This window comes from Collinsella sp. AM15-2 (assembly GCF_003471985.1).
Lineage (GTDB): Bacteria > Actinomycetota > Coriobacteriia > Coriobacteriales > Coriobacteriaceae > Collinsella.
In genome coordinates this window covers 41690-51367 of the sequence record NZ_QRKO01000014.1, presented here as the reverse complement: position 1 = coordinate 51367, position 9678 = coordinate 41690, and the positions used below count along the sequence as shown (strand labels likewise).

Below are 9678 nucleotides of genomic sequence, written 5' to 3'. Positions count from 1 at the left end.
AGCGGTTATTGTCTTCGCCAATCCACAAGCCCAGAGACAAAAAGAGGTCCGTTTCCCCACCTAGGGAAACGGACCTCTTTAACTGCAAAAATTCAAACAACAGCACCGCCGCCTCTTAAACTACGTAGCCATCAATGCCCAGACAACGCCAGCGAGCAGCAAAAGGCACGGGATTAAATTATTCAGATAAATGTGACCCTTCAGGCGGTTTTGGTCGGCTACCCGCGAGTGCCGGCAGGGCGCTTGGTAGTTGAGCGATCCCGCAGGCGAAGCCGAGGACCAGCGAGACACCAAGCGCCCTGCCGGCACTCGCGGGTAGCCGCGGCACCAAAAAGCGCCTGCGCACTCGATGGATTCGGATGCCCGACAGAGGCTCCTTATGGCTGCTTCCTTCCGGACCTGACCAGATTCGGAACATATCGTCATCCGAACCCATCGAACGCGCTAGGCGCTCGATATATATTACCTGCTCCCGCCCGATGGGGCAAGACAGCTAATTTGGGACGAGGCTTTTTTGACTACTTTTTGACTGGGGACATCAGGGTGACGAAAGTAGCCAAGAAAGCCCCGTCCCAAAAAGACTGATCTGGTGCTGCGCCACGAAAAGGGCCCATCTACTACGTTTTGGTCGCGGGGGTCGACCATAGCCGACTTTTTCGGAAATCGGCAAGCTCTCTACCTGCGGTTTCATTTTTGCAAATTCAGAGATAGTCGAGGGTGGTCGGTTAAACGTAGTAGATAGCCGTGTTTCGTGGCAAACGGTCCGACTCGAAACCCATGTCGACCAGCCTCGGATGACCATTCACGAAGTTGCGGTGGAATACGGACTGAATTGGTACCTTAAAGGCAAAAACACTCCGTATTTCACCGCAACTTATCGAGGGGATGGGTTTTAGAGGCGGGCGAGGTCGTAGGATCGAGAGGCAGACTCGCCGGCGCAGATAAGGTTGGTTATGGCTTCTTGGGGATCGAGCGCCAGCTCAAGGCCCATGGGCTTGCGGCAGATCGTCAAAACCAGGTCGACGCCCTGCTCATACACCGCATCCAGGTTGTCAGCGCGACCGCCCACGACGGCGACCACCGGCTTGCTATAGCGCTTGGCACGGCGGGCCACACCCACCGGCGCCTTACCGGCAGCGGATTGATCGTCCATATTGCCCTCGCCCGTTATGACCAGATCGACATCCCGCACGCGCTCGTCAAACCCAATTAGATCAAGCACCGTCTCCACGCCCGAATGTAGCTCTGCACCGAGCGCTAGCAGCGCGGCGCCCAGACCGCCAGCGGCACCGGCGCCGGGCACACCGAGCACCGAACCAAATGTCCGCGCGCCCTCGGGCGCGCGCAGTAACCTCTGAGCCCGTGCCTCGGCAATCGCCGTATCGAGCAGGCGACCGTAACCGACCATCCAGTCGTCGTACCCGCCCAGCGCTTCGACATCGTCTGTCGGCAGGCCCTTTTGCCCGCCAAACACCGCAAGCGCCCCGCGACGCCCCACGAGCGGATTCTCGACATCGGAAAGCACCACGACACGCGCGCCATTCAGTGCCCGTAGCGCCGGTGCCAAATCGATACTCGCCACGTGTTCAAGGCCCGTGAGCCCCGGCGCGATATCGCAGCCACGGTCATCGACAAGACGCGCGCCCAGCGCCTGCAGCATACCGGCACCGCCGTCGTTGGTGGCGCTGCCGCCCAGCCCTATATATAGGGTCCTCGCCCCCGCGCGAACCGCACGAAGCATCAGCTCGCCCACGCCATAGGTCGTCGCGGCCAACGCCGCCGACTCCGTGCACGGCGAGTACCCGATGCCCGCGGCTTCGGCCATCTCAATGACAGCCGACTCGTGCTCGCCGTCCACCAGCATCCGGGCAGCCACGCGCTTGCCCAAGGGACCTGCCACCTCGCAGGTCACAATCTCACCGCCGCACGCGGCAACGGCATCGAGCGTTCCCTCACCGCCATCCGCCAGCGGCAGCGCGCTTACTTGGGCATCGGGCCACACGCGGCGCACGCCTTCGGCAACGGCCGTCTCTGCCTGCGCGCTCGAAACGTTGCCTTTAAAGGAATCAATCGCCAGCAGCACACGGCGGGGCCGCCGCTGCACGGGGCCATAGTTGAGCGTCTCGTCGGCGAGATCCCCAACACCCGCGAGCGCCTCGGCGTGGGCCGCATGTGCCTCAAGGTTCATACCACAATCGCAACCGACGCCGTCGACACTGCGCAGTCCAGCAAAATAGCCGCTCAACACCTCACGACACTCGTCTGCCAGCACGCCGGCATGTACGTTAAACTGATGATTCAGGCGCGAATCGGCATTGAGGTCGTATAGCGACCCCAGAGCGCCCGCCTTAGCATCGGCCGCGCCGTACACGCAGCGCCCCACGCGCGCATTAACCATAAGCCCCGCGCACATGCAGCAGGGCTCGAGCGTCACGTAGACCGTACAATCGGAAAGGCGCCAACGTCCAAGCGACTGAGCGGCGGCGCATAGGGCCGCAAACTCGGCATGCGCCGAAGGATCCTGGTCGAGCTCGCGGCGATTATGCGCCCGCGCGACAATCTCACCCGCGCGCACCACTACGGCACCGATCGGCACCTCGCCCACCGCCGCGGCGGCACGCGCCTCCGACAGCGCCTCACGCATGAACTTCTCATCGATTCCGGTGCTCGTCATCGTTCGCCTCCTCTGTTGCAAATCCAAAACGATGCTATCATTACGACTCACGGAGAGATGGCAGAGCGGTTGAATGCGGCGGTCTTGAAAACCGTTGAGCGCGAGAGCGTTCCGGGGGTTCGAATCCCCCTCTCTCCGCCACTTTTAGTGATGCACCGGTGTCATGGTCCGCTCAAACAGCGCATCGACCACGTCGGCCATCTCGGGTCGACGCTCAAGATCGTGGCCCGATTCCCACCATATCGTGAAAAGTCGAATAATACCGCCGGCGACAAACTCAGACGTCGTCTCGAGCGACACGGGGGCCAGGGCATCCTCGGCAAGCACGTTCATCACACGCTCGCGGATGGAGCGGGCAATACGATCGCAAATAACGTTGGTCAACATGCCCGACATGCTGCTTGCCAAAATGTTATCCATGAGTTGCTCGTGCGCCAGAATCAAATCCATGGCATCGTCCAAAATCGCGTGCCGAAGCGCGCGCACGTCCTCGGCAGACACTGTGCCGGCCTCATCGGGCTGTTTTTGCGGCAAGCCGGACATGAGCTCATCGATATAAAAGGCAAAGTAATCGTTCTTGTCGCGAAAGTGCTTGTAGAACGTCGTGCGGCGAATCATGGCGCGGTCGCACAGCATGGCAACCGTCAGGTCCTCAAAACGATGCTCCTCGAGAAGCTCGGTGAAAGCATCGAACAGGGCACGATAGGTTTTCTTGATGCGAAGGTCCATCCGTATCGCCATCCTCAGGGCAAAGACAGTACTCGTCAATCTGTCGCATATCTTACACCTGTACCTCGCGCGTTTTACCCCGGTGCCGACCCCGCCGAAAACATAACGCTTACCGGAAAGTTCGGCACGGCAAAACGTTGCGGGTATACTAGTAGCGTTATACCAACGGCAGCTGGCGCATGCCGCCGCGGCCATTCGAAACGGAGACATCATGATTACCGTCATCATCGGCATCGTTGTTGTCATTGTGATTGTCTGCGCCATCGCCGGCATTTACAACAACATGGTCACCAAGCGTAACCGCATCGATAACGCCTGGCAGAACATCGATACGCAGCTGCAGCGCCGCAACGACCTGATCCCCAACCTGGTCGAGACCGTCAAGGGCTACGCCAAGCACGAGCAAGAGACGCTCTCCGCCGTGATCAGCGCGCGTAACACCGCCGTCAAGGCCACCACGCCCGAGGCCAAGATGGAGGCCGACAACGTGCTGACCGGTGCGCTACGCCAGCTCTTCGCCGTAGCCGAGGCCTATCCCGACCTTAAGGCAAACACCAACTTTACGCAGCTGCAGGCGTCGCTCGAGGATACCGAGAACAAGATTAGCTATGCACGCCAGAGCTACAACGACTGCGTGCTCAGCTACAACAACGCCATTCAGACGTTCCCGGCTGTCATCTTTGCCGGCATCTTCCAGTTTAAGGAGCGCCAGGGCTTCGAGGCCGCCGAAGCAGCCCGCCAGGCCCCGACCGTCAAGTTCTAGTAGTTTGGCAGCGCATCCTTAATCGGCCAAATGCATAAACCGCCCCGTCGAATGCATACTTCGACGGGGCGGTTTCCTTTTTCGCGAAGCTCCCCCTCTAAGCGCCGTGCATTTTTAGGAGTATTCAACATAACCAAGGGCTTCGGGCACCGCGATAAATGCCAAAGAGCGCAAATATCCCTGCAAATCAAACGCTGTCAGCCCATAACCCCGCCCATCATTCGTAGAAAACATCGAGAAATCCCGATTTTTTGCCCGAGGTCGGTATGCAGGGGCCTTCGATTGCAGAATACTCGCAAAAATGCACGTCGCCACCACCCCCACATGGCGCGAACCAAAACAAAAGCGCGGCCTTCCTTTCCGGCGCACTCCGCAGGACGAAAGAACCTCCGCCGCACGAAGTGCGCTGCGGAGGTTCTTGCATGTCCGAGGACGCGCCGGAAAGGAAGGTTGCCCTCGGGCCGAACAGCTATGGCAGCTTACGCGACGGTGTGAACCCAGTCGTGCTTATCCTCGACAGCACCAGATTGGATGCCGGTCAGGGTCTCGCGGAGCTTCTTCATCACGGGGCCAATCTCGGTGTAGCCAGCCGGGAAGGTCACGGTCTCATCGGCACCATAGACCTTGTTGTCGATCTCGCCCACCGGGGAAATGACGGCAGCGGTGCCGCACAGGCCGCACTCAACAAAGGTGCCGGACTTGACCTCAGCCCACTCGACGGGACGCTGGTCAACGGTCATGCCCAGGTCCTCGGCAACCTGAACAAGCGAACGACGGGTGATGGAGGGCAAGATGGAGTCGGTGTGCGACTGCGGAACGACGAGCGTGCCGTCCTCCTTCACGAACAGAACGTTCGCGCCGCCGGTCTCCTCGACATAGGTGCGGGACTCAGAGTCGAGATACAGGTTCTCGGCATAGCCCTCGCGATGGGCCTCCATCGTGGGCTTGAGGGACATGGCGTAGTTCAGGCCAGCCTTGATGTTGCCGGTGCCGTGCGGTGCGGCGCGGTCGTACTCGGAAACGCGCAGCTTGACGGGCTTGAGGCCGCCCTTAAAGTACGGACCGACCGGAGTCACGAGAATGCGGAACGTGTACTCAGGAGCGGGAGCCACGCCAATCACGTCACCGGAGCCGATCATAAACGGACGCACGTACAGGGTCGCGCCGGAGCCAAAAGGCGGAACCCAGGCGGCGTTGGCAGAAACGACCTGCTTGACGGCCTCAACAAACTTGTCCTTGGGGAACGGGGGCATCTCGAGGCGCTGGGCAGAGTTGTACATACGCTCGGCGTTCATATCGGGACGGAAGCAGACGATGCTGCCGTCCTCGGCGGTGTAGGCTTTCAGGCCCTCAAAGACCTCCTGGCAGTAATGGAAGATGCCGCCGCACTCGGAGACATGCAGGGTGTGGTCGGTGGTCAGGCCGCCCTCGTCCCACTCGCCATCCTTCCAATGGGCCTCGTAGCTGTAATCGGTCTTCATGTAGCCAAAGCCGAGGCTACCCCAATCGATATCCTTCTTCTCGACAGTCATGTGTCGCTCCTTACATACACAGTTGCATACTCGCGAACTCGCACGCAAGGACCGAGGCCGACCGCGTCGCAACGTCGCACGCCCGGAGCGTAGAGCCGGACGGGACACGCGGACAACACCAAAGCCCATGGCACGTCGATTCGCATGCACGAGATTGTACTCCCCGCACACGCCTGATAAAACGCTTTTCTTTAACTAAGTAAAGTATTTTCATTCAACCGAAGCTAAAGAGGCCCGCCACCGTAAGCAGTGGCGGGCCTCAACGACACAGTTTGTGCGCTGCCTCGAGCTATGCGTTCTTTTTGCCCAGTTTAGCCTTAACCAAGCCGACCACGGTCGGAATGATCGACACGGCGACGATGCCGATAATCAGCAGCTCAAAGTGCTCCTGCACAAAGGGAATGCCGCCAAAGAAGTAGCCCAGCAGCGTAAAGACCGTCGACCAGGTAATGCCGCCCAGCACGTTAAAGATAACGAAGTTGCGCCAGTGCATGCCGCCCATGCCGGCGATAAAGGGCACAAAGGTGCGGATAAACGGGAAGAAGCGACCCAGGAAGATGGCCAGGTGACCCCACTTGTCCAAGAAGTCCTCGGACTTTTTGATGCGCTCGGGCGTCATGGCCTTCACCTTGCCCGAAGCGATAATCTTTTTGCCAAAGAAATGGCCAATCATAAAGTTGCACTGATCGCCCAAGATGGCAGCAGACCATGCGACGGCCAACAGAGCCACGATGTTAAAGCCGCCGTTATGGGCAAAGAAACCCGAGGCGAACAGCAGCGAATCGCCGGGAAGGAACGGGAAGAATACCACGCCCGTCTCGATGAAGATGATCAGGAACACGCAGCCGTAGGCCATAAGCGGGCCGGCGGCGATCCAGCTGGCAATCGCGGTGCGCGGGTCTTTGAGCAGCTCGGCGATAAAATTGATGAAACCCATGAAGTAAAACCTCTCAGTTGTGGGCGCGGATACGTCCAAGTTGACCAGTATACGGTTGTGACGCGGCAACGCACACGACCTTACAAAAGCGTGACTTCATTACCAGCAAGTTTGCATAATTGACACCTGTCGCGCAAAGCCGAGCAAGATTGCTCTTCCTAATCCCTAGCGAATCGCTATACTTTATTGAATTGCATTGTCGCGGCGCTAAGGGAGGGCGGCCGGTGAGCTTTATCAATACCATTCGCGAGGACATCAAGACCGTCCAGGCACAGGACCCCGCCGCGCAAAACGGCCTAGTCATCTTCCTTTCTTACCCCGGCCTGCACGCCAAGTGGAACCACGTACCCGAGCATTGGCTCTGGGAGCACGGCCACCGATCGCTCGCCCGCGTGCTCTCGCAGCTCACCCGCCATATCACCGGCGTCGAGATTCACCCTGCCGCGCAGATTGGCAAGCACTTCTTTATCGACCACGCCATGGGCGTCGTTATTGGCGAGACCACCATTGTGGGCGACAACTGCGTACTCTATCAGGGCGTCACGCTCGGCGGTACCGGCAACGAGACCGGCAAACGCCACCCAACGCTCGGCAACAACGTCACCGTGGGCACCGGTGCCAAGGTACTCGGCAACATCCGCATCGGCAACAACGTCAAAATCGGCAGCAACTCGGTCGTCGTCAAAGACGTCCCCGACAACTGCACCGTCGTGGGCGTGCCCGGGCGCATCATCAAGCGCAACGGCTGCCGTGTGTTCGAGGAAAGCTTCGACGCCAAGCAGCACCGCGAATACATGCCCGACGATGCCGCCGAGCAGAGTGCCCTCAACCGTCAAGGCATCACCGAGAATGCCCGCCGCGTCAAGGAACTCGAGCGAGAGGTGGCCGAGCTCAAAGCCCTCGTCGCCAAGCTCGTGGACGAACGCTAGGGCTGCGGACGGTACAGACCCGCATCAACGCAAGAAGGCGCGCCAGGGAATTCATCCCCGGCGCGCCTTCTTTTCGATGTGACATGTGGGGCTGTCCCTTTGTCACATTATGCGAACTGGCTCAGATAGAGGTCGGCGTAGGCCCCTTCGGCAGCCAACAGTTCTTGGTGCGTGCCTTGCTCGATGATGTTGCCGTGGTCCATGACCAAGATCAAGTCGGCATCAACAATCGTCGACAGACGGTGCGCGATCACAAAGCTCGTACGCCCGCGCATGAGCGCGTCCATGGCGCGGCCGATGGCAAGCTCGGTACGCGTGTCCACGCTTGAGGTCGCCTCGTCCAGGATGAGAATCGCCGGGTTGTTGAGCAGCACGCGCGCAATGGTCAGCAGCTGGCGCTGACCCTGGCTAATGCTTTCGGCATCGTTGGCCACGCGCGTGTCGTAGCCCTGCGGCATGGTGCGCACAAAGAAGTCAACCTGGGCGGCGCGCGCAGCCGCAACAATCTCCTCGCGCGTTGCCTCGGGGCAGCCGTAGGCGATGTTCTCGGCAATCGTTCCGTCGAACAGCCAGGCGTCCTGCAACACCATGCCAAACCGCTGGCGCAGCTCGCCACGATCCATACGGCTCGTGTCCACGCCGTCGAGCGTAATACGCCCGCCGTCAATCTCGTAGAAGCGCATGAGCAGGTTGATGAGCGTCGTCTTGCCTGCGCCCGTGGTTCCCACCACGGCAATCTTCTGGCCCGGCTCGGCAGCAAACGACACGTCGCGCATAAGCGGCTTGTCGGGCGAATAGCCAAAGCGCACATGCTCAAAAGCGACGCGGCCCTCAACGCGACCCGGCAGCTTGGCGGCCTCGTCCGGCAGCGGATCGGCCTCCATCTCGGGCTCATCGAGCAGGTCGAACACGCGCTCTGCGCTCGCCAGCGCGCTCTGCAGCGAGTTGAAGGTAAACGACAGCTGCGTCATGGGTTCGGACGCCTCGTAGATAAACTGGAAGAACGCCTGGAACACGCCGACGGTCATGTGACCGGCAACCAGCATGCTGCAGCCCACCAGCGCGATCACGATCTGCGCCAAACGGCCGATAAAGCGTACCGCAGGGCCGACGGCATTGATCATAAAGTCGGCCTTGGCACTCACGCGCGCCAGCTCGCCCGAGGCCTCGTGCACCTCAGCAGAGCTCTGGTGCTCGCGGTTGAATGCGCGAATCACCAAACGGCCCGAGTAACCCTCCTCAACCGCGCTCGTAATCTTGGAGACCCATTCCTGGCGCTCACCGGTTACGTCATGCGTGCGGCGCGAGACCACCTTGGTCACCAGCAGCGATACCGCCGTAAAACCCAAAAAGATCAACGTGAGCCTAACGCTATAGACGAACATCATGATGATGGCGCCCGTCACGGTGCCGATCGACACCAGCAGCTGCAGCAATCCGCGCTGCATGCTCTCGGACATCTTGTCCAGGTCGTTGGTCGCGCGGCTGACTACCTCACCGGGGCGATGCGCATCAAAGTAAGCGAGCGGCAGACGGCTGAGCTTTTGCGCGATGCGGTTGCGCAGGCGCAGGTTGAGGCGCTCAGCAACACTCGACATCAAAAAACTCTGCAGCGCATAGAACGATCCGGCGGCCGTCCAGATTAAAAAGTAGACAAAGATGGTCTTACCGCATTGGTCCCAGGCGATGCTAAAGGTGGTTCCGCTGGCAAACGCCGCTTGTATGTGGCCCCACAGCTCGTCGATGACATGAGCGCTGTATGCCGGCGCGGCGGTGTTAAAGATGACGTAGAACACGATGCTCACGAACACGATATAGAAGCGCCAATGGTCGCCGGTAGCCTCGTTCCACAAACGGCGCACCGTCGCCCAGGTATCCCGAGGCGTCTCGTCCTCGTCTTCGTCATCCACGTCACGCATGCGCTCCGCCTCGGCGCGGGCGCGCTCGTCCTCGGCGCGCTCGTTTTCCTCGTAGAGTGCTTGGCGGCGAGCCTCGCGCTCGGCCGCGGCCCTGGCGGCGTCATCCAGCTCGGGTACCGCGGCAGCCGTTTCCTCAACCAGTCCCGCGGCAGCGGCGTCATCAACGCCGCCCTGCTTCTTGAGCTCCTCGGTCAT

General features: G+C 60.2%; 7 protein-coding genes, 1 tRNA gene and 1 other RNA gene. 3 read left to right on the top strand and 6 right to left on the bottom strand.

Annotation, left to right across the window (positions count from 1 at the left end):
- Window positions 1-343 precede the first annotated feature (343 nt).
- Both ffs and tadA read right to left on the bottom strand, forming a co-directional pair.
- Window positions 344-439, bottom strand: an RNA gene (gene ffs / locus DW171_RS07175) — signal recognition particle sRNA small type.
- A gap of 453 nt (window positions 440-892) precedes the next feature.
- Complete coding sequence (gene tadA / locus DW171_RS07170) at window positions 893-2674, bottom strand: tRNA adenosine(34) deaminase TadA (protein WP_118270825.1); 1782 nt, start codon at window positions 2672-2674, stop codon at window positions 893-895.
- 51 nt (window positions 2675-2725) lie between these two features.
- Between tadA and DW171_RS07165 the strand changes: the two genes are divergently transcribed.
- Window positions 2726-2815: transfer RNA gene (locus DW171_RS07165), tRNA-Ser, on the top strand.
- A gap of 3 nt (window positions 2816-2818) precedes the next feature.
- Here DW171_RS07165 and DW171_RS07160 read toward each other — a convergent pair.
- The gene (locus tag DW171_RS07160; RefSeq protein ID WP_099432361.1) at window positions 2819-3403 is read right to left on the bottom strand and encodes a TetR/AcrR family transcriptional regulator; all 585 of its coding nucleotides are present in this window, start codon (window positions 3401-3403) and stop codon (window positions 2819-2821) included.
- Between the two features lie 211 nt (window positions 3404-3614).
- Here DW171_RS07160 and DW171_RS07155 point away from each other — a divergent pair, with 211 nt between their 5' ends.
- On the top strand, window positions 3615-4166 hold the full coding sequence (locus DW171_RS07155; RefSeq protein ID WP_082421874.1) for a LemA family protein: 552 nt from the start codon (window positions 3615-3617) through the stop codon (window positions 4164-4166).
- A 479-nt stretch (window positions 4167-4645) separates the two neighbouring features.
- Here DW171_RS07155 and DW171_RS07150 read toward each other — a convergent pair whose 3' ends face one another.
- Window positions 4646-5698, bottom strand: coding sequence for a branched-chain amino acid aminotransferase (locus tag DW171_RS07150; protein WP_118237545.1), 1053 nt, complete (start codon window positions 5696-5698; stop codon window positions 4646-4648).
- Window positions 5699-5987: 289 nt separating this feature from the next.
- Window positions 5988-6635, bottom strand: a complete 648-nt coding sequence (locus tag DW171_RS07145; protein ID WP_118237543.1) for a DedA family protein — start codon at window positions 6633-6635, stop codon at window positions 5988-5990.
- 224 nt (window positions 6636-6859) lie between these two features.
- Between DW171_RS07145 and cysE the strand changes: the two genes are divergently transcribed.
- A complete protein-coding gene (gene cysE, locus DW171_RS07140) occupies window positions 6860-7564 on the top strand; it encodes a serine O-acetyltransferase (RefSeq protein ID WP_118270824.1) in 705 nt (234 codons plus the stop codon).
- Window positions 7565-7671: 107 nt separating this feature from the next.
- On the opposite strand, the gene DW171_RS07135 is transcribed toward cysE, so the two are convergent.
- Window positions 7672-9678: an ABC transporter ATP-binding protein gene (locus DW171_RS07135; RefSeq protein WP_199586902.1), complete on the bottom strand. Its 2007-nt coding sequence runs from the start codon at window positions 9676-9678 to the stop codon at window positions 7672-7674.